The 19374-nt window shown below is 72.1% G+C and carries 23 protein-coding genes; 9 read left to right on the top strand and 14 right to left on the bottom strand.

Going from position 1 to position 19374, the window contains the following annotated elements:
- Nucleotides 1-26 precede the first annotated feature (26 nt).
- The gene (locus ACQP1V_RS29870) at nucleotides 27-827 is read right to left on the bottom strand and encodes a cache domain-containing protein (protein ID WP_433413361.1); all 801 of its coding nucleotides are present in this window, start codon (nucleotides 825-827) and stop codon (nucleotides 27-29) included.
- Between the two features lie 4 nt (nucleotides 828-831).
- Entirely contained in the window at nucleotides 832-1557 is a 726-nt protein-coding gene (locus tag ACQP1V_RS29875; RefSeq protein WP_433413362.1) for a FadR/GntR family transcriptional regulator, read from the bottom strand.
- A 159-nt stretch (nucleotides 1558-1716) separates the two neighbouring features.
- On the opposite strand from ACQP1V_RS29875, the gene ACQP1V_RS29880 reads away from it, so the two are divergent.
- From ACQP1V_RS29880 to ACQP1V_RS29895, 4 genes are all read left to right on the top strand, one after another.
- A complete protein-coding gene (locus tag ACQP1V_RS29880) occupies nucleotides 1717-2793 on the top strand; it encodes an ABC transporter ATP-binding protein (protein ID WP_433413363.1) in 1077 nt (358 codons plus the stop codon).
- A 101-nt stretch (nucleotides 2794-2894) separates the two neighbouring features.
- Nucleotides 2895-4124: an ABC transporter substrate-binding protein gene (locus ACQP1V_RS29885; protein WP_433413364.1), complete on the top strand. Its 1230-nt coding sequence runs from the start codon at nucleotides 2895-2897 to the stop codon at nucleotides 4122-4124.
- 76 nt (nucleotides 4125-4200) lie between these two features.
- The gene (locus tag ACQP1V_RS29890; RefSeq protein ID WP_433413365.1) at nucleotides 4201-5067 is read left to right on the top strand and encodes an ABC transporter permease; all 867 of its coding nucleotides are present in this window, start codon (nucleotides 4201-4203) and stop codon (nucleotides 5065-5067) included.
- A gap of 61 nt (nucleotides 5068-5128) precedes the next feature.
- On the top strand, nucleotides 5129-5929 hold the full coding sequence (locus tag ACQP1V_RS29895; protein WP_433413366.1) for an ABC transporter permease: 801 nt from the start codon (nucleotides 5129-5131) through the stop codon (nucleotides 5927-5929).
- A 16-nt stretch (nucleotides 5930-5945) separates the two neighbouring features.
- Here ACQP1V_RS29895 and ACQP1V_RS29900 read toward each other — a convergent pair whose 3' ends face one another.
- Together ACQP1V_RS29900 and ACQP1V_RS29905 are read right to left on the bottom strand one after the other, a co-directional pair.
- Nucleotides 5946-7769, bottom strand: a complete 1824-nt coding sequence (locus tag ACQP1V_RS29900; protein WP_433413367.1) for an ABC transporter ATP-binding protein — start codon at nucleotides 7767-7769, stop codon at nucleotides 5946-5948.
- A complete protein-coding gene (locus ACQP1V_RS29905; protein WP_433413368.1) occupies nucleotides 7766-9544 on the bottom strand; it encodes an ABC transporter ATP-binding protein in 1779 nt (592 codons plus the stop codon). The genes ACQP1V_RS29900 and ACQP1V_RS29905 overlap by 4 nt, the downstream gene beginning before the upstream one ends.
- Nucleotides 9545-9851: 307 nt before the next feature.
- On the opposite strand from ACQP1V_RS29905, the gene ACQP1V_RS29910 reads away from it, so the two are divergent.
- The 3 genes from ACQP1V_RS29910 to ACQP1V_RS29920 all read left to right on the top strand — a co-directional run bounded on the left by ACQP1V_RS29910 (nucleotide 9852) and on the right by ACQP1V_RS29920 (nucleotide 11079).
- Complete coding sequence (locus ACQP1V_RS29910) at nucleotides 9852-10487, top strand: TIGR03085 family metal-binding protein (RefSeq protein ID WP_433413369.1); 636 nt, start codon at nucleotides 9852-9854, stop codon at nucleotides 10485-10487.
- Between the two features lie 169 nt (nucleotides 10488-10656).
- The gene (locus ACQP1V_RS29915; protein ID WP_169806513.1) at nucleotides 10657-10815 is read left to right on the top strand and encodes a hypothetical protein; all 159 of its coding nucleotides are present in this window, start codon (nucleotides 10657-10659) and stop codon (nucleotides 10813-10815) included.
- 102 nt (nucleotides 10816-10917) lie between these two features.
- Nucleotides 10918-11079, top strand: a complete 162-nt coding sequence (locus ACQP1V_RS29920) for a hypothetical protein (RefSeq protein ID WP_169806521.1) — start codon at nucleotides 10918-10920, stop codon at nucleotides 11077-11079.
- A gap of 166 nt (nucleotides 11080-11245) precedes the next feature.
- Here the strand turns inward: ACQP1V_RS29920 and ACQP1V_RS29925 are convergent, their stop codons facing one another.
- Entirely contained in the window at nucleotides 11246-11434 is a 189-nt protein-coding gene (locus ACQP1V_RS29925) for a hypothetical protein (protein ID WP_433413370.1), read from the bottom strand.
- 7 nt (nucleotides 11435-11441) lie between these two features.
- Between ACQP1V_RS29925 and ACQP1V_RS29930 the strand changes: the two genes are divergently transcribed.
- A complete protein-coding gene (locus ACQP1V_RS29930; protein WP_433413371.1) occupies nucleotides 11442-12290 on the top strand; it encodes an SDR family oxidoreductase in 849 nt (282 codons plus the stop codon).
- A 36-nt stretch (nucleotides 12291-12326) separates the two neighbouring features.
- On the opposite strand, the gene hisF is transcribed toward ACQP1V_RS29930, so the two are convergent.
- From hisF to hisD, 9 genes are read right to left on the bottom strand one after another with little or no spacing between them, the layout of a single operon-like run.
- Nucleotides 12327-13097 (bottom strand): imidazole glycerol phosphate synthase subunit HisF, encoded by a 771-nt coding sequence (gene hisF / locus ACQP1V_RS29935; RefSeq protein WP_433413372.1) that lies wholly within the window; start codon nucleotides 13095-13097, stop codon nucleotides 12327-12329.
- Complete coding sequence (locus ACQP1V_RS29940) at nucleotides 13094-13510, bottom strand: RidA family protein (RefSeq protein WP_067128559.1); 417 nt, start codon at nucleotides 13508-13510, stop codon at nucleotides 13094-13096. The genes hisF and ACQP1V_RS29940 overlap by 4 nt, the downstream gene beginning before the upstream one ends.
- Nucleotides 13507-14232 carry a bifunctional 1-(5-phosphoribosyl)-5-((5-phosphoribosylamino)methylideneamino)imidazole-4-carboxamide isomerase/phosphoribosylanthranilate isomerase PriA gene (gene priA / locus ACQP1V_RS29945; protein WP_433413373.1) on the bottom strand — a complete coding sequence of 242 codons (726 nt, stop codon included), beginning with the start codon at nucleotides 14230-14232 and terminating at the stop codon, nucleotides 13507-13509. Before priA ends, ACQP1V_RS29940 begins: the two co-directional genes overlap by 4 nt.
- A 3-nt stretch (nucleotides 14233-14235) precedes the next feature.
- Nucleotides 14236-14574, bottom strand: a complete 339-nt coding sequence (locus ACQP1V_RS29950; protein WP_387408848.1) for a hypothetical protein — start codon at nucleotides 14572-14574, stop codon at nucleotides 14236-14238.
- A gap of 52 nt (nucleotides 14575-14626) precedes the next feature.
- Nucleotides 14627-15265, bottom strand: a complete 639-nt coding sequence (gene hisH / locus ACQP1V_RS29955) for an imidazole glycerol phosphate synthase subunit HisH (RefSeq protein WP_067128550.1) — start codon at nucleotides 15263-15265, stop codon at nucleotides 14627-14629.
- Nucleotides 15256-15408 (bottom strand): hypothetical protein, encoded by a 153-nt coding sequence (locus ACQP1V_RS29960; protein WP_169806520.1) that lies wholly within the window; start codon nucleotides 15406-15408, stop codon nucleotides 15256-15258. The genes hisH and ACQP1V_RS29960 overlap by 10 nt, the downstream gene beginning before the upstream one ends.
- Nucleotides 15405-16022, bottom strand: a complete 618-nt coding sequence (gene hisB / locus ACQP1V_RS29965; RefSeq protein WP_067128546.1) for an imidazoleglycerol-phosphate dehydratase HisB — start codon at nucleotides 16020-16022, stop codon at nucleotides 15405-15407. The genes ACQP1V_RS29960 and hisB overlap by 4 nt, the downstream gene beginning before the upstream one ends.
- A complete protein-coding gene (locus tag ACQP1V_RS29970; protein ID WP_433426003.1) occupies nucleotides 16019-17095 on the bottom strand; it encodes a histidinol-phosphate transaminase in 1077 nt (358 codons plus the stop codon). Before ACQP1V_RS29970 ends, hisB begins: the two co-directional genes overlap by 4 nt.
- Nucleotides 17096-17133: 38 nt before the next feature.
- Entirely contained in the window at nucleotides 17134-18441 is a 1308-nt protein-coding gene (hisD, locus tag ACQP1V_RS29975; protein WP_433413374.1) for a histidinol dehydrogenase, read from the bottom strand.
- 141 nt (nucleotides 18442-18582) lie between these two features.
- Here hisD and ACQP1V_RS29980 point away from each other — a divergent pair, with 141 nt between their 5' ends.
- Nucleotides 18583-19356 carry a DeoR/GlpR family DNA-binding transcription regulator gene (locus ACQP1V_RS29980; RefSeq protein WP_433413375.1) on the top strand — a complete coding sequence of 258 codons (774 nt, stop codon included), beginning with the start codon at nucleotides 18583-18585 and terminating at the stop codon, nucleotides 19354-19356.
- Nucleotides 19357-19374 lie beyond the last annotated feature (18 nt).

Genomic DNA, 19374 nt, shown 5'->3' on the forward strand with positions numbered 1-19374 from the left:
CAATTCTGCCGCAGGCCGGAGCCGGTCTACCGGCCGGTGCCCTCGACGAGCGACAGCGGAAGGCCCGGCACCCGGCGCACTGCGAAGCCCTCGGTCCCCCGGTACACGGAGCCGGCGACCCAGCGGGCGGTGTTGGAGGCCACCACCCGGCCCTGGGCGTTGACCAGGAACGCCGGGACGGGGATCTCTCTGAGCGCGGGCACCACGGCGGCCTGGAAGCGCCGCACGAACACGTCGGCCGCGGCCACCCCGAGGAAGACGCCGTCCAGCGTCACCGGCACCGAGAGGGTGAGGCTGTACTCGTCGGTGCACAGGTAGTCGACGTACGGCCCGCAGATCGTGTGCTCCGCGCCCGTGGCGGGGCCGGTGTACCAGTCCCAGTGGGTGTAGTCGTAGAAGGCGCTGCTCGACGGGTCGAGGTCGCGCAGGAGCTGCACGGGCGCCCCCGAGGGGCTCTCCTGCCACCACTCCAGGTACCAGGGCGCGTCGGCGAGCAGCCCGGGCGCGGCGATGAACCCGATGCCGGCGATGATCGCGCCGAGCCGGCCGAACAGCAGGGGGCGCAGCGCGGCGAGGTCGGAGCTGACCAGGCCGCGCCCGCCGCGCCGTACGGAACGGGCCCGGCCGGCGGTCGCGGCGCGCACGTCGGCGAGCGCCGCGAAGACCTCCTCGGCGGTGTCGCGGACCCGGGCCAGCGCGGCGGCCACGGCCGTTCCGGCGGGCGCCCCGGCCGATCCAGTCGGCGCGGCGGGCACCGTGGCCAGCGCAGCGGCGGGGCGGGCGCCCGGCGGCGCGACCGATCGCACCGTGTCCGACCGTGTGGTCATCGTCTTACTCCCGCAGCCGCAGCCGAAGCTCGATCAGGTGGTCCGTGGCGTCGAGCACGTGCCGCTCGGCGAGGTCGCGCGCCCGGTCGGCGTCGCCCGCGCCGATCGCCTCGGCGATGGCGCGATGCTGTGCCGCCGTCTCATCGTGCCCTGCGAGGTCCTCGTGCGAAAGCCACAGCAACGGTCCGATGTCGGCCTGTAACCGGATCTCCTCCCGGGTGAGGCGCGCGGACTGGGAGGCCGCCGCGACCTCGATGTGGAAGCGGCCGTCCAGGCGGCGGAGCTGGGCGCTCGTCTCGGCCACGGCCATCTCGTCGAGCGAGCGCCACAGCGGCGCGACGTCCGAGGGCAGCGAGCGCTGCGCCGCGAGCCGGGCCGCGGCCCCGGCGACGGCGGCGTAGTGGTCGCCGAGGTCGCGCAGCTCGTCCACGGCGAGGTCGCCGAGCCGCTCGGTCACATCGGGCTCCGAGGGGGCGCGGGCGAAGCTGCCGCCGCCCCGGCCGCGCCTGGTCTCCACCAGCCCCCGCTCGCGCAGCGCCATGAGCGCCTCGCGTACGGTCACGGTCGAGACGCCGAGGCGGCCCGCCAGCTCGGCCTCGCTGGGGAGCTGCTCGCCGTCCGCGAGCAGGCCGAGGGCGATCGCGTCACCGAGCCGCCGGACCACGAGGTCGACCCGGCCGGTGCTGTCGACCGGGGAGAAGACCGCCAGCCGCGCGACGCTCACGGCCATGCCCAGTCGGTCACTCGCCCGCCGGATCCGGTGTGTCGCGCCGCCAACATGCCGATCTGCCCGCTTTCCTGGTCTTCGATCACTTTCGTCGGATAGTTAACACAGTGATACCGGATCAGGGCTTTACCGGGAAATCTTTAAACCCATATGTTTCCGGTCATGCCACAGCAAGAAGTGACGTCCGTCACCTCCACGGTCTCCGACCGCGACGGCCGCGCGGTCAGCCTGCGCGGACTCCGCAAGAGTTTCGGGAGCGTCGTCGCGGTCGCCAGCGTGGACCTCGACGTGGCCGACGGCGAGTTCTTCGCGATGCTCGGGCCGTCCGGCTCCGGGAAGACCACCGTCCTGCGCATGATCGCCGGGTTCGAGTCCCCCACCGCCGGAACCGTCGAGCTGGGCGGCCGGGACGTCACCCGGCTCGCGCCGTTCGAGCGGGACGTGAACACCGTCTTCCAGGACTACGCGCTGTTCCCGCACATGAGCGTGCTGGAGAACGTCGAGTACGGCCTGCGGGTGAAGCGGGTCCCCAAGGCGGAGCGGCGCGCCCGCGCAATGGAGGCACTGGCGTCGGTCCGGCTCGACGGCTTCGAGAAGCGCCGCCCGGCGCAGCTCTCCGGAGGACAACGCCAGCGGGTCGCCCTCGCCCGCGCCCTGGTCAACCGGCCGCGCGTGCTGCTGCTCGACGAGCCGCTCGGCGCGCTCGACCTCAAGCTGCGCGAGGAGATGCAGGTCGAGCTGAAGGCCATCCAGCGCGAGGTCGGCATCACCTTCCTGTTCGTCACCCACGACCAGGAGGAGGCGCTCACCATGAGCGACCGGATCGCGGTGTTCAACGCGGGCGCCATCGAGCAGATCGGCACCCCGGCGGAGATCTACGAGCGCCCCGCGACCGCGTTCGTCGCCGGCTTCGTCGGCACCTCCAACCTCATCTCGGGGGCGACGGCGCGCGCGGTGCTCGGCAAGGAGGGCACGTTCAGCGTCCGCCCGGAGAAGCTGCGGGTCGTCCTCGACGACGCCGACCCGCCGGGCTCAGACGAGCACAGCGCCGAGGGCACCGTGTCCGAGGTCGTCTACGCGGGCCCGGCCACCCGGTTCGTGGTTGACCTCGACACGGGCACCCGGCTCATCGCGTTGCAGCAGAACCAGGAGGTCTCGTCGATGGACGTGACGGGCCTGCGCGGCCGCCGGGTGCGGCTCGTCTGGCAACGCCGCCACGAATTCGCCATCACCTCCTGAATCCGCCGTATCCGGGGCCTCTTCAATCGTCTTGAGCCCCGTCGACGTTCCGTCCGTCACACATCGCTACGACTCGTCCACGAAACGCAAGGAGAGACACCATGCGGTCCACCTCCCACCGGCCGGTGCTCCTGACCCGCGGCCTCGCCGTCACGTTCGCGCTGGCCCTCGCCACCCTGACCGCCTGCGGCGGCGACGCGACCGGCAGCGGCGGCGGCGCGCCGGGGCAGAGCGGCTTCAACCCGCCCGCGCTGAAGGCCGCCACGTCCGTCGGCGCCGGAGAGGGCCAGGTCAACCTGGTCGCCTGGGCAGGGTACGCCGAGGACGGCTCCAACGACCCCAAGGTCGACTGGGTCCACCCGTTCGAGAAGGCGACCGGCTGCAAGGTCAACACGAAGGTCGCCGGGACCTCCGACGAGATGGTCAACCTCATGAAGACCGGCGAGTACGACACGGTGTCGGCCTCGGGCGACGCCTCGCTGCGGCTGATCGCCTCCGGAACGGCCGCTCCGGTCAACACCGACCTCATCCCCAACTACACGGACGTCTTCGACGGCCTCAAGCTCAAGCCGTGGAACTCGGTCAAGGGGGTCGCGTACGGCGTCCCGCACGGCCGCGGGGCCAACCTCCTCATGTGGCGGACCGACGCGGTCAAGCCCACGCCCGACTCGTGGGGCGCGGTGTTCGACCCGGCCTCGCCGTACAAGGGGAAGGTGACGGCGTACGACTCGCCGATCTACATCGCGGACGCCGCCCTCTACCTGATGTCGGCCAAGCCGGAGCTCGGCATCAAGGACCCGTACGCGCTGGACGACACGCAGTTCCAGGCCGCGGTGGACCTGCTCAAGCAGCAGCGCCAGATCGTCGGCGAGTACTGGTCCGACTACACGAAGGAGATCCAGGCGTTCAAGGGCGGCGACACCGTCGTCGGCACCACCTGGCAGGTGATCGCCAACCTCGCCAAGGCGGAGAAGGCCCCGGTCGAGGTGACCCTGCCCAAGGAGGGCTCGACCGGCTGGTCGGACACCTGGATGATCGCGGCCCAGGCCAAGCACCCGAACTGCGCCTACAAGTGGCTCGACTGGATCATCTCCCCCACGGCGAACGCGCAGGTCGCGGAGTGGTTCGGCGAGGCCCCGGCCAACGCGAAGGCGTGCGCGAAGACCTCGGACGCCTCGTTCTGCGACACGTTCCACGCCACGGACGAGGAGTACTTCTCCAAGGTCCGCTTCTGGACCACGCCGATCGCCCAGTGCCTGGACGGGCGCACGGACGTGAAGTGCAAGGACTACTCGGAGTGGACCCGCGCCTGGACCGAGATCAAGGGCTGACCGTTCCCGGCTTCCCGTCCCCGGCGCGGCGGCGTGCCGCGCGGGGACGGGGCGGAGGGTTTTGGGAGAAGATCACATGACTACTTCGGCCGTCGTCGGCCGTACCGGCCCGCGCGCGCGGGCCGCCGCCTTCCTGCACCGCCACGCGCGGACGCGGCTGGCGCTGCTGCTCTCGGCGCCGCTGGCGTGGCTGGGGCTCGCCTACCTGGGGGCGCTCGCCGCACTCTTCGTGACCGCGTTCTGGTCGACCGACACGTTCACCGGCGACCTGGTCAAGACGTTCACCTGGGCGAACTTCCACGACCTGGTGACCGGGGAGGTGTACCTGACGATCGCGCTGCGCTCCCTGGGCGTCGCGGTCGCGGTCACGCTCATCGACCTGGTCGTCGCCTTCCCGATGGCGTTCGCCATGGCCAAGCTCGCCTCGCCGCGGGCCCAGCGCTGGCTGGTGATCCTGGCGCTCACCCCTCTGTGGGCGTCCTACCTCGCCAAGGCGTACGCGTGGCGGGTGATGCTCTCCTCCGGGGGCCTGCTCGGCTGGGGCTACGGGCTGGGCGCCACCATCGCGACGCTCTCATACCTGTGGCTGCCGTACATGATCCTGCCGATCTACGCCGGGCTGGAGCGCCTGCCGAACTCGCTGCTCGACGCCGCCGGCGACCTGGGCGCGCGCGGCTGGCGCACCTTCCGGACCGTGGTATGGCCGCTCAGCTTCCCCGCCGTGGTCGCGGGGTCGATCTTCACCTTCTCGCTGTCGCTGGGCGACTACATCACCGTGAAGATCGTGGGCGGCAAATCGCAGCTCATCGGCAACGTCGTCTACGACAACATCGGCGCGGCGAACAACCTGCCCTTCGCGGCGGCCGTCGCGACCGTACCCGTCGTGATCATGCTGGTGTACCTGGCGGCGGTCCGCCGTACCGGAGCCCTGGAGAACCTGTGAGAGACCGAAGCGAACCCGTCGGGAGTCACGCGGTCCGCGCGCCGGCGAAGGAGGAGGCACGGTGAACCTGTCGCGTACGGCACGGGCGGCGCTGTGGACGGCGCTTGTCCTGGGGCTCGGCGTCGTCTACGTCCCGCTGGGCGTGGTGGTGCTGAACTCCTTCAACTCCGACCGGACGTTCGGGTGGCCACCTCCGGGGTTCACGCTCCAGTGGTGGGGCGCGGCCTGGCGCTCCACCGGCGTGCGCGACGCGCTGTGGACGTCGGTCCAGGCGGGCCTGGGCGCCACGGCGATCGCGCTGGCGCTCGGGACCATGGCGGCGTTCGCGGTGCAGCGGTACCGGTTCTTCGGCCGCGACACCGTGTCGCTGCTGATCGTGCTGCCGATCGCACTGCCCGGCATCGTGACGGGCATCGCGCTGAGCAACACGTTCCACTCGGTGCTCGGCGTCCCGCTCGGGCTCTTCACCGTGATCGTCGGCCACGCCACGTTCTGCGTCGTGACCGTCTACAACAACGTGCTGGCACGGCTGCGGCGGATGGGCCTGAACTTGGAGGAGGCGTCGGCCGACCTGGGCGCGGACACGTTCACCACGTTTCGCCTGGTCACCTTCCCGATGATGCGCTCGGCGCTGCTGGCGGGCGGCCTGCTGGCGTTCGCGCTGTCGTTCGACGAGATCATCGTGACCACGTTCACCGCGGGCGCCGGGGTCAGGACGCTGCCAATCTGGATCTTCGAGAACCTGTTCCGGCCCAACCAGGCCCCGGTGGTGAACGTGGTCGCCGCGGTGCTGGTGATCGTCTCGGTGGTGCCGATCTATCTCGCCCAGCGGCTGGCGGGCGGCGATCCCCAGACCCGTTGAGCCCGGCCGCCTCTCCTCAGGAGCGGGTGGCCGAGGTCCACGAGGCGTACAGGTCGGCGTAGACGCCGGGCTGGTCCACCAGCTCGGCGTGCGGGCCGCGCTGGATGATCCGGCCGTGCTGGAAGACGATCACCTCGTCGGCGGCCTCGGCCGTCGAGAGGCGGTGCGCGATCGACACGGCCGTGCGGCCCCGGGTGATCCCGTCCAGGGCCCGCGCCAGCCGTACCTCGGTGGCCGGGTCCACGGCGGAGGTGGCCTCGTCGAGGAGCAGCAGGTCGGGGTCGGCGAGGTAGGCGCGGGCGAGGGCGACGAGCTGCCGCTCCCCCGCCGACAGGGACTCGCCGCGCTGGCCGACCGGGGTGTCCAGTCCGGCGGGCAGCCCCTCCAGCCAGTCGGTGAGCCCGAGCTCGGTCAGCGCCAGCCGGATCTCCTCGGTGGTCGCGGCCGGCCGGCCGAAGCGGATGTTCTCCTCAAGGGTGGCGTCGAAGAGGAAGCCGTCCTGGGGCACCATGACGATCCGCTCGCGCAGCGAGGAGAACCGCACCTCCCGTAGGTCGACGCCGTCCACCAGGACCTGGCCGGACACCGGGTCCATGAGGCGGGTGAGCAGCTTGGCGAAGGTCGTCTTGCCCGAGCCGGTCTCGCCGACCACGGCGACGCGGGTGCGCGGCGGGATGTCCACCGTCACGTCGTGCAGGACGGGCGCGCCGCCCGGGTAGGAGAAGCCGACGCCCTCGAACGAGACGGAGATCGGCCCGCGCGGCAGCGTGACGCCGTTCTCCGGGTCGGCCACGTCGGCCGGGGAGTCGAGCACGCCGAGGACGCGCCGCCATCCGGCGATGGCGTTCTGCGCCTCGTTCAGGACCTCGGTGGCGGTCTGCAGCGGGCTGATGAACAACGTGATCAGGAAGAGGAAGGCGACCAGCCGTCCGGCGCTGATCGTGCCGTCCAGGCCGAGCCGCACGCCGAGCAGGACCACCCCGGCCAGGGCGATCGCGGCCACCAGCTCGGTGATCGGGAAGGTGAGGCCGACCACCTTCTGCGCCCGGGTCTGCGCCTCGCGCTGGCCGTTCACCGCGGCGTCGATGCGCGCCGACGTGCGGTCCTCCGAGCCGTACGCCCTGATGACGGCGCTGCCGACGACCGACTCGCTGACGGCGGCCAGCACGTCGCCGGTGCGCTCGCGGACGGCGGTGTAGCGCCGGGCCACCAGCCGCTGGAAGCGCGGCAGCAGGAACACCAGCGGGAGGAAGCAGGCCCACACCAGGAGCGTGAGCTGCCAGGAGTAGACGGCCATGACGACCGTCGCGATCACGAGCTGCCCGCCCGCGACGACGATCATCAGCCCGCCCCACTGCATGAACGTGCTGATCTGGTCCACGTCGCCGGTCACCCGGGAGACCATCGAGCCGCGCCGCTCGCTGTTCTGGGTGAGCACGGACAGGTCGTGCACGTGCCGGAACGCCTTGGTCCGCAGCGTGGCCAGGCCCGACTCGGTGGCCCGGTAGAGCCGGATGTTCATGAGGTAGCCGGCCAGGGCGGTCAGCACCACGGCGACCGCGCACAGCACGACGGCGTTCCTGATGAACGGCACGTCGGGCGCGCTGCCGCGCAGGCCGCGGTCGATGACCTGCTGCACCGCGATCGGCACGATGACCTTGCCGAGTGTGGCGAGCACGGCGAGGACCATGGTGCCGGCCAGGCCGCGGCGGAACTCCGGCGACAGCCGAATGCCGTGCCGCAGGGTCTCCAGGGCCGACCGCTCGGCCGCCCGTATGCCGCCGCCGGGCTCGTCGCCCTCCCGCTCGCCGGCCTCTCGCTCGCTTGTCACGGCGGTCACGCCACGACCTCCTCGTCGCTGTCGATCGCGGCCCGCTCGGCCTCTTCCCTCTCGTACGCGGTGACGAGGACGCGGTAGCCCTCGCAGCGGCCGAGCAGCTCATCGTGGGTGCCCTGGTCGACCACGGCCCCGTGTTCCAGGTAGACGACCTCGTCGGCCAGGGCGATGGTCGCCATCCGGTACGCCACGACGATCACCGTGGAGCGGGCCGAGCCCTCGCGCAGCCCGTGCAGGATGCGCTTCTCGACCTGCGGGTCCACGCTGGAGGTGGCGTCGTCGAGGATGAGCAGGCGGGGCTCGCGGACCAGCGCGCGGGCGAGGGCGACCCGTTGCCGCTGCCCGCCGGACAGCGTGGCCCCGCGCTCGCCGACGTGCGTGTCGAGTCCCCCGGGGAGCGCGGCGATGAAGCCGTCCGCCTGGGCGAGCCGCAGCGCCGCCCAGACCCGCTCGTCGGGGACGTCGCGGCCGAGCGTGATGTTGCCGCGCACGCTGTCGTCGAAGAGGAACGTCTGCTGCGGGACGAACGCGACGGACGCGCTCACCTCTCCGCGCGCCACGTCGCGCAGGTCGGTCCCGTCCACCCGCACCGCGCCCCGGTCGGGGTCGATCAGGCGGGCGAGGAGCTGGGTGAGCGTGGACTTGCCCGCCCCCGTCGGGCCGACGATCGCGACGGTCCTTCCGCGCGCAATGTCGAAGCCGACCTCGCGCAGCACCGGGGCCTGCGGGTCGTAGCCGAAGGTGACCCCGCTCACCTCGATCTCGGCCGGATCGCCGTCGTCCAGCCTGGCGGCGCCGTACTCCATGGAGCCGGTGGCGTCGAGCACGTCCTGGACGCGCCGCCAGCCGACGACGCTGCGCGGCAGCTCGGCGAGCACCCAGCCGAGCGCCCGGATCGGGAAGGCGAGCAGCGTGAACAGGTAGGCGACCTGGATCAGCTCGCCCGCGACCATGCCGCCGCTGTCCAGCCGGATCGCGCCGACGAGGAGCACGGCGAGCACGCCGAGGGTGGGCAGGGCCTCCAGCATCGGGTCGAACAGGCCGCGCACCTTGCCGACGGCGATGTTCGCGTCGCGCAGTTCGTCGGCCTTGGCGCGGAACCTGGCGGTCTCGGCGCCCTCCCGGCCGAGGGTCTTGACGACGAGGGCGCCGTCGAAGCTCTCGTGCGCGATCTCGCTGACCTCGGCGCGGAGCTGCTGCGCCTGGGTCGCCAGCGGGGACAGCTTGCGCTGGTAGACCAGGTTGAGCAACGCGATGGCCGGAAATATCAGGAAACCGACGATGGCGAGGACCGGGTCCGTCATGAGGATCGCCACGGCGGCCGTCACCAGCATCACGACGACGCCGACGGCCATGGGCAGCGGCGCGAGCGGCGCCCAGGCGGCCTCGGCGTCGGAGCTGGCGTTGGAGAGGAGCTGGCCGGTGGGGTGCCGGTGGTGCCAGGCGAGCGGGAGCCGTAGGTATTGCCGGGTGACCGCGCGCCGCGACATCGCCTGCATGCGGTACTGCATGACGCCGGCCAGGATGCGCCGCCCCATGACGCCGAGCGCCTTGAGCATCGCGACCCCGACGATCAGCAGGGCGGCGGTCGCCAGGGCGCCCGCGCTCGTCCGGCCCTCGCGGAAGGCGGGCAGCACGACCTGGTCGGTGGCCCGGCCGAGCGCCCAGGAGGAGGCGACGGTCATCACGCCGTAGAGGCCGCTGGAGAGCACGGCGGCGATGAAGACGCGCGGCTCCGATTTGATGGCGACACCGATGACCTTGAGACCCTGACGCATGACGGCGGTTGACACCTGAGACGGCACGCGGTGGGTCCTCTCGATCGTGGCGGCGCGGTACGACCTGCGCGCCCTGTGGCTGATTCCAGTCGGAATCTGGTCTTCCCGGACGGGCATCCGAGACGTTACCCGCCCGCGCGGCGCCCCGTATCCGTCCCCGGACCGACACCTTCCCCGGCATTTGGTCCTAGATACTCCTTATCATCCTGATCAACCGGAATATTCCGGGCGGCGCGATGATCCGTGTCATCCGACGGCATCAGGGGCGGGATGATCCGTGTCGTCCGGCGGCATTAGGCTCGGGGCCGTGACCCACTCCCGCTCCGAACGCGCCGCGCTCTGCGACCTACTGGACGACCTCGGCCCCGACGCGCCGACGCTCTGCGCGGGCTGGACGACCGCCGACCTCGCCGCCCACCTCGCGGTGCGCGAGCGCCGCCCGGACGCGCTCCCCGGCATCGGGATCGGCGCGCTCGCGCCGTACACCGCGTCCGTGCAGGAGCGACTCAAGGCCCGCCACTCCTACCCCGAGCTGGTCGACCTCGTACGGCAGGGCCCCCCGAAGTGGACGCCGTACGGCCTGATCCCGGGGATCGACGAGCTGATCAACACGGTGGAGATGTTCGTCCACCATGAGGACGTCCGCAGGGCGCAACCGGACTGGGAGCCCAGGGAGCTGCCCGCCGGCCTGGACGACGTGCTGTGGCAGCGACTGCGCTCGATGGCCCGGCTGTTCTTCCGCGGGTCGCCGGTGGGCGTGGTGCTGCGCCGTACGAACGGGGAGAAGGCCGCGGGCCGCATGGCCGAACCGGCCGTCGTGGCGATCGGCGACGCCCAGGAGCTGATGATGCTGGCCTTCGGCCGCCAGGCGCACGCCCGGGTGTCCTACGAGGGCGACCCCGCCGCCGTGACCCAGCTCCGCGAGGCGCGGCTCGGCATGTGACCTGAGACCCGGGCTTTCCGCTCCGCTCCTCCGATATCCGGCGACTCCTCAGGAAACACGCACATGTCACGACGTGATGCGGCAGCATGAGGGCCAGCGATCGGAGAAGAAAGGAGGGCGGCGCCTCCTCCCCCGCCCCGTCCGGGGTCGCGCCGTAACTCTGATGAACGTGAAGAAGCTCCTGACCTACGCCGCGATCGCTTTCGTGGCCTTCTACCTGTTCACCCAGCCCGCGGGGGCCGCCGCCGCGGTCCGGGGGGTGTTCGACAGCATCGGCACCGGAGCCGAGCGGCTGTCGGCGTTCTTCACGTCTCTGTTTTCTGGCTGAAGAGTTAGCCCCCCGGAAGAGCCTCCTGGCCTCCCAGCTAGTTATGATCATTCCCGTCGCTGGGTATGTTCCGCCGGGAAACTGACTGCAGGAGGCCCCCCTATGCAGGTCAAGAAGGTTCTTACGTACGCGGCTATCGCGTTCGTGGTCTTCTACCTCTACAGCCAGCCAGCCGCCGCCGCCGGCGCCGTGAAGGGCGTGTTCGACACGGTGAATACGGGAGCGAGTCGATTGGCGACGTTCTTCACGACAGTTCTGCGGTGAGGCAGGACCTCACGGTGACACCCGGCCCCTGACGACGCGGCCGGGACGGCGCGGCCGGACTTCTCCGGCGGCGCCTCCACCGGCGGTGATTCCGCGGCGACGCTCGCGGGACCGCCCGTGCGCGACGGTGTCTCGTCGCGCCCTCTCTCGTCTTCGTCGTGCCCTCTCAGCAGTCGGCGGCGCCACGCCCGCCGACGCTCTCATCGGCATCGACGCTGTTTCCTTCGGCGACGGCGCCTCCGCCCAGCCCGCCGGCGGGCGCCGCGGCGCCCCGGTTCCCCCAGCAGATCAGGTTCCCGCCGGAGGCCGCGATCCGCGAGTCCGCCCGCCGGCCGTCCGGCGGGCGGTGTGACACTGGACGAATGACCTCTGATCTCATCGCTGTGACCGGGGCGACCGGTCAGCTCGGACGGCGCGTGGCGCACCGCCTCGCCGCCGCCGGCGTGGACCAGCGCCTCGTCGTCCGCGACACGTCCCGAGCGCCGGACCTGCCCGGCGCCCACGCGGTCGCCGCGGCGTACGAGGACGCGGACGCGCTGCGGGCCGCGCTCGACGAGGTGCAGACGCTGTTGCTGGTCTCCGCGACCGAGACGGCTGGCCGGGTGGCGCTGCACACCTCGGCCGTCGACGCCGCGCTCAACGCGGGCGTGTCCAGGATCGTGTACGTGTCGTTCCTCGGCGCCGCCCCGGACGCGACCTTCACGTTCGCCCGCGACCACTGGCACACCGAGCAGCACATCCGGGAGAGCGGCGTCAGGTTCACGTTCCTGCGCAACAGCCTGTACATGGATCTGGTGCCGTACTTCGTGGGAGAGGACGGCGTCATCCGGGGTCCGGCCGGGCAGGGCCGGGCCGGCATGGTGGCGCGCGACGACATCGCCGACGTGGCCGCCGTCGTCCTGCGCGAGCACGGCCACGACGGCGTGACGTACGACGTGACCGGGCCGCGGGCGCTGACGATGGCCGAGGCGGCGGAGACGATCACCAGGGTCACCGGGAAACCGACCCGCTACCACGCCGAGACGATCGAGGAGGCGTACGCCTCCCGGGCCCGCTACGGCGCGCCCGAGTGGGAGGTGGCGGGCTGGGTGACGTCGTACGCCGCGATCGCGGCCGGAGAGCTGGACGTGGTCACCGACACGGTGGAGAAGGTCGCCGGCCATCCGCCGATGAGCTTCGCCGAATACCTGAGCACGACCTCGGCCGTCTGACCGGCCGAGGTCGCGGGAACAGGGGCGGGTCCCAGGTCAGCGCACGGGGTGGCCGGCCGCACGGAGGGCGTCCTTCACTTCGGCGATCTTCAGCTCGCCGAAGTGGAAGACGCTCGCCGCGAGCACGGCGTCGGCGCCCGCGTCGATGGCGGGCGCGAAGTGCTCCAGCTTCCCCGCGCCGCCCGAGGCGATCACCGGGACGGTGACCGCGGCGCGTACGGCCCGGAGCATCTCCAGGTCGTAGCCGTCCTTGGTGCCGTCGCCGTCCATGGAGTTGAGCAGGATCTCCCCCACGCCGAGCTCCTGCCCGCGGCGTGCCCACTCGACCGCGTCGATGCCGGCGCCGCGGCGGCCGCCGTGCGTGGTCACCTCGAAGCCGGAGGGGGTGGGCGGCCCGTCCACGACGCGGCGGGCGTCCACCGACAGCACGATGCACTGGGCGCCGAACCGCCGGGACGCCTCGGTCAGCAGCTCGGGCCGGGCGATGGCGGCGGTGTTGATCCCCACCTTGTCGGCGCCCGCGCGCAGCAGCCGGTCCACGTCCTCGACCGTGCGGACGCCGCCGCCGACGGTCAGCGGGATGAATACCTGCTCGGCGGTGCGGCGCACCACGTCGAGCATGGTCTCGCGGCCGCCCGAGGAGGCGGTGATGTCGAGGAAGGTCAGCTCGTCGGCGCCCTCGGCGTCGTAGCGGCGGGCCAGCTCGACCGGGTCACCGGCGTCGCGCAGGTTCTCGAAGTTGACGCCCTTGACCACCCGCCCGGCGTCCACGTCCAGGCAGGGGATAACGCGAACCGCCACCGTCACGGAGCCTCACCTCCCGGATCCTCGCGCGTCCCGTCGCACAGGTACGCCTCGACCTCGATCTCGACCAGCATCCGGGGGTCCACGAGCCCGGCCACCTGGATGCTCGTACAGGCGGGCCGGACCGCGCCGAAGACCTCGCCGTGCGCCCGGCCGACGGCGTCGAAGTCGTCCGCCTTCACCAGGTATATCCGAGTACGGACGACGTCCTGCACGCTGCCGCCCGCCTTGCCGACGGCGTCGAGCGCGATGCCGATCGCGGTGAGCGTCTGCTGGTAGGCGTCGCCGACGTGCCGGACCTCGCCGTCCACGGTGGCGGTGCATCCGGACACCCATACGCGCGAGCCGGCGACGACCGCGCGGGCGTAACCGTACCGGTCCTCCCACGGGCCGCCGGAGAAGATCCTGGTGCTCATCGGGCGCTCACCGCCGCCAACGCCTCTTCCAGGGTGAACGCCTGGGCGTACAGCGCCTTGCCCACGATGGCGCCCTCGACGCCGTCCGGCACGAGGCCAGCCAGGACGCGCAGGTCGTCCAGCGACGACACGCCGCCGCTGGCGATCATCGGCCGCTCGGTGCGGCGGCAGACCTCGCGGAGCAGGTCGACGTTGGGGCCGCGCAGCGTGCCGTCCTTGGTCACGTCGGTGACGACGTAGCGCGGGCAGCCCTCCGACTCCAGCCGGTCGAGCACCTCCCACAGGTCGCCGCCCTCCTGCGTCCAGCCGCGCGCCGCCAGGGTGGTGCCGCGCACGTCGAGCCCGACCGCGATGCGGTCGCCGTGCTCGGCGATGATCTTGGCGCACCAGGCGGGGTCCTCCAGAGCGGCGGTGCCGATGTTGACCCGGCGGCAGCCGGTGGCCAGGGCGGCCGCGAGGGAGGCGTCATCGCGGATCCCGCCGGACAGCTCGACGTTCACGTCCAGGGCGCCCACCACCGAGGCCAGCAGCTCGCGGTTGCTGCCGCGGCCGAAGGCGGCGTCCAGGTCCACCAGATGGACCCACTCCGCGCCGGCCTCCTGCCAGGCGAGCGCCGCGGCGAGCGGGTCGCCGTACGAGGTCTCCGTCCCCGCCTCGCCCTGCACCAGGCGAACCGCCTGGCCGTCGGCGACGTCAACAGCGGGAAGCAAAACGAGCGACATCAGTCAGGACCTCCGGTCAAATATGACGGTGACGAGCACCGGGATCAGCAGAATCGACAGAACGAGCACGCCGATCCGGGCCGCCCAGCCGTCGAGCAACAGCCAGGCGATGACCTGCGTGAGGAACCACAACACAACGAGCACGGCGTTCTGGTCGCGGCGCCTGCGGGCGAGGAGTCCACCCTGCCTGGCCACGCGTACGCGGCGCGGGAGAACGGCGACCACCCGGCCGCGCAGCTCCCGCCGCCTGGCCGCCCGCGCCTCGCGAGCCGCGTGTTCGGCCGCGCGGCGCTCCCGCTCGGCCTCGCGCTCCGCCCGGCGCCTGGCGCGTTCCTTGCTCACGCGGCCTCCTGACGCGGCGGTCCGGGGCGCGCGCCGGGGAGACCCCGCGGGTTCACAGCGTGCTCAGCCAGTTGGAGAGAAGAACGGCTCCGGCGTCGCCGGACTTCTCGGGGTGGAACTGGGTGGCCATGAGCGGCCCGTTCTCGACGGCGGCGACGAACGGCACACCGTGCTCGGCCCAGGTGACCAGCGGGGCGGGGAAGCCCGGCCCGGGGGTGAGCTGCCACTCGCGCACCCCGTAGGAGTGGACGAAGTAGAACCGGGTCTCGGGGTCGAGCCCGCGGAACAGGACGCTGCCCTCCGGGGCGGACACCGTGTTCCAGCCCATGTGCGGCAGCACCGGGGCGTCCAGGCGCTGGACGACGCCGGGCCACTCGCCGCAGCCCTGGGTGTGGACGCCGTGCTCGACGCCCTTCTCGAAGAGGATCTGCATGCCGACGCAGATGCCGAGGACGGGGCGGGCCGCGGCCAGCCGGCGACCGACCACGCGGTCGCCCTGGACGCTCTTCAGCCCCGCCATGCAGGCGGCGAACGCGCCGACCCCCGGGACGACCAGGCCGTCCGCCTCGAGGGCCGCGTCGTGGTCGGAGGTCACCGTGACGTCGGCGCCCGCGCGGGCGAACGCCCGCTCGGCCGAACGCAGGTTGCCCGAGCCGTAGTCGAGGATGACGACCCGCTTCGCTACTGCCACCACAAAACTCCCGCGGTCAGCGCCAGCGCGGCGGCCGCGCCGGTGATTATGGCGAGGCCTTTCAGGCCCTGGCGTACGGCGGAGATGACCCCGCCGATCAGGAAGAGCCCCACGAAGATCATGCCGACGGACGCGAAGGTCATAGCACACCCTTGGTGCTCGGCACGCCGGTCGCGCGCGGGTCCCGCTCCGACGCCTCGCGCAGCGCGCGGGCGAGAGCCTTGAACTGCGCCTCCACGATGTGGTGCGCGTTGCGCCCGTACGGCACGTGCACGTGCAGGCAGACCGCGGCCTGGGCGACGAACGACTCCAGGATGTGCCGGGTCATGGTCGTGTCGTAGTCGGGGCCGATCATCGGGGCCATGCCCTCGGGCTCGGTGTGCACGAGGTACGGCCGGCCGGACAGGTCCACCGTGACCTGGGCGAGCGACTCGTCGAGGGGGCAGGCCGCGGTGCCGAACCGCCGGATGCCCGACTTGTCGCCCAACGCCTCGCGGAACGCGGCGCCCAGCGCGAGCGAGGTGTCCTCGATCGTGTGGTGGGAGTCGATGTGCAGGTCGCCCTGCGTCTTGATGGTCAGGTCGAACAGCCCGTGCTTGCCGAGCTGCGCCAGCATGTGGTCGAAGAACCCGACCCCGGTCGCCACGTCGATGACGCCGGTGCCGTCGAGGTTGACCTCGACCAGCACGGACGTCTCCTTGGTGGCGCGCTCGACCCGCCCGACGCGGTTCGCGACGGCAACGCGCGCCTCACTCATCCGAGGACCCCCTCCAGCGCGGCCCGGAAGGCCGCCATCTCTTCACCGGTCCCGATCGACACCCGCAGCCAGCCGTCCGGACCGGTCTCCCTGATCAGCACGCCGCGTTCGAGCACGCCCTCCCAAATGGCGTGCCGATCCGGAAACTTACCGAATAGCACGAAATTGGCGTCAGAGTCTGCGACGGAGAGGCCACGTTGCCGTAGCCAGTCCACCGTCGCGTCCCGCTCGGCCCGCAGCGCGTCCACCGTGCCGAGCAGTTCCGTCCGGTGCGCGAGCGCGACCCGGGCCGCGGCCTGCGTCAGCGTGGACAGGTGGTACGGCAGGCGGACCAGCAGCAGCGCGTCGATCACGGCGGGGTCGGCGGCGAGGTAGCCGAGGCGGGTGCCCGCCATGGCGAACGCCTTGGACATGGTGCGCGTGACGATCAGCCGGGGGTTGCCCGGGAGCAGCGACAGCGCCGACGGCGTGCCGGTGCGGGCGAACTCGGCGTACGCCTCGTCCACCACGACCATGCCGGGCGCGGCGGCGAGGATGCGCTCGATCACCCGCAGCGGCAGCGCCGTTCCGGTGGGGTTGTTCGGCGAGGTGAGAAACACCACATCGGGGCGGTGCTCCTCGATCACGCGGACGGCCCGCTCCTCGTCGATCGCGAAGTCCTCCTCGCGCGCCCCGTCGATCCACCGGGTGGCGGTGACGCCCGCGATGATCGGGTGCATGGAGTAGGACGGTTCGAAGCCCATCGCGACGCGGCCGGGGCCGCCGAACGCCTGCAGGATCTGCTGGATGACCTCGTTGGAGCCGTTGGCCGCCCACACCTGCCGGGCGGTCAGGCCGTGGCCGAGGTGGTCGGCGAGGTCCTTGCGCAGGTCGAGCGCGTCCCGGTCGGGGTAGCGGTTGAGCGTCGCCGCGCCCTGCCGTACGGCCCGGGCCAGGTCCTCGACCAGGGCCGGCGAGGGCGGGTAGGGGTTCTCGTTGGTGTTGAGCCGGACCGGCACGTCGAGCTGGGGGGCGCCGTAGGCGGTCTTGCCCCGCAGATCGTCCCGGATGGGCAGGTCGTCGAGTGTCGTCACCGCTGCCGTCACGTTCTCTCGCTGGTCGTCCCGGGCCGTCACGAGGGGATCCCCCAGTCGAACCGGGCGCGTACGGCGGCGCCGTGCGCGGGCAGGTCCTCGGCGTCGGCGAGCACGCACACGTGTGGCGCGGCGCCGGCCAGCGCCTCCCGGGTGTACTCGACGACGTGGATGCCGCGCAGGAACGTCTGCACGGACAGCCCGGAGGAGTGGCAGGCGCAGCCGCCGGTGGGCAGCACGTGGTTGGAGCCCGCCATGTAGTCGCCGAGGGACACCGGGGAGTAGGGCCCGACGAAGATCGCTCCGGCGTTGCGCACCCGGGCGGCCACCGCCGCCGCGTCCGCTGTCTGGATCTCCAGGTGCTCGGCGGCGTACGCGTCGACGACGCGCAGCCCGTCGTCGAGTGAGGAGACGAGGACGATGCCGGACTGGCGGCCGGAGAGCGCCTCGGTGATGCGCTCGGAGTGGCGGGTCGCGGCGACCTGGCCGGGCAGCTCCTTCTCGACCGCGTCGGCGAGCTCGAGGCTGGTGGTGACGAGCACCGACGCGGCGATCACGTCGTGCTCGGCCTGGCTGATCAGGTCGGCGGCGACGTGGGCCGGGTCGGCGGTCTCGTCGGCGAGAACGGCGATCTCGGTGGGGCCGGCCTCGGAGTCGATGCCGATGCGGCCCTTGAGCAGCCGCTTGGCCGCGGCGACCCAGATGTTGCCGGGGCCGGTGACCATGGTGGCCGGCGGGCACTCCTCGGTGCCGTAGGCGAACATGGCCACGGCCTGGGCGCCGCCGACGGCGTAGACCTCGTCGACGCCGAGCAGCGCGCAGGCGGCGAGGATCGTGGGGTGCGGGAGCCCGCCGAAGTCCTTCTGGGCGGGCGAGGTGACGGCGAGGGAGCCGACCCCGGCCTCCTGGGCGGGCACCACGTTCATGACGACGCTGGAGGGGTAGACGGCCCGGCCGCCCGGCACGTACAGGCCGACGCGGTCCACCGGGACCCACCGCTCGGTGACCGTGCCGCCCGGCACGACCTGGGTGGTGGTGTCGGTGCGGCGCTGGTCGCGGTGGACCGCGCGGGCCCGCCTGATCGACTCTTCCAGGGCGGCGCGCACCGCCGGGTCGAGGGTGGCCAGGGCGCGGCCGAGCTCCTCCACCGGGACGCGGGTGGACTCCAGCTCGACGCCGTCGAATCTCGCGGTCAGCTCCCGTACGGCTGCCGCGCCACGATGGCGCACGTCCTCACATATGGGCCGCACCTTCGCCAGGGCGGCCTCGACGTCGAGCTCGGCGCGGGGCAGCACATCGCGCAGGTCACCGGGCAGGGAACCGCGCAGATCGATACGGGAAATCACCCTCACAGTCTACGGACGGCGGCGGAGCGATCGCTTTCGGTCCAGCATGCGGACGGCGCGTCGTGTTGGTGACCGACTATTGACATCTTTCGGTCACTAATCCACACTTTCGGGCAATAGTAGTCAATTTCGGTCATTTGGATGGTGTTCATGCTTCCGGCCCAGCGCCACCAGCGCATCGTCGAGGCACTGTCGCAGGCCGGCACGCTGCGCACCGAGGACCTGGCCGAGCAGCTCGGCGTCTCGCACGAGACCGTCCGCCGCGACCTGGCGACCCTCGAACAGCGCGGCCTGCTGGCCCGCGTGCACGGCGGCGCCACGGCGGTCACCTCCGGCACCGGCGAGGAGTCCTCCTACCTGGAACGCTCCACCACGCAGGCCGAGGCCAAGGCGGTCATCGGCGCGCAGGCGGCCCAGGTGCTCCGGCCGGGCCAGACGGTGATCATCGACGTGGGCACCACGGCCGTACAGGCGGCGCGGGCGATCCCGCCCGGCTTCCGCGGGGTGGTGGCGACGTGCTCGCTGCTGGTCGCCGCCGAGCTGTCCGGGCGGCCGGGCGTCGAGGTGCTCGTCGCCGGCGGCCGGGTCAGGCAGGGCGACCTCGCGGTCTCGAACGCGCAGACCGTGGCGTTCTTCCAGGACCTGCGGGCCGACGTGGCGCTCCTCGGCTCCGGCGGCCTGACCGCGCGTGCCGGGCTGACCGACTACTACCTCGACGAGGTCGCGACGAAGCGGGTCATCCTCGCCAACACGGCGCGCACCTACGTGCTGGCCGACAGTACGAAACACAGCAGGGTCGCCGCCTACCGGGTGTGCGGCCTGGACGGATTCTCCGGTCTCATCACGGACCGGGAACCGCCCCCCGAACTCGCGTCCGCCCTGGTCAGGGCGGGCGTGGAGGTAATCAGGCCGTAAGCTCGGCCCGGCGGCGCG

The organism is Microtetraspora malaysiensis, from assembly GCF_050947145.1.
Taxonomy (GTDB): Bacteria; Actinomycetota; Actinomycetes; order Streptosporangiales; family Streptosporangiaceae; genus Microtetraspora_A; species Microtetraspora_A malaysiensis.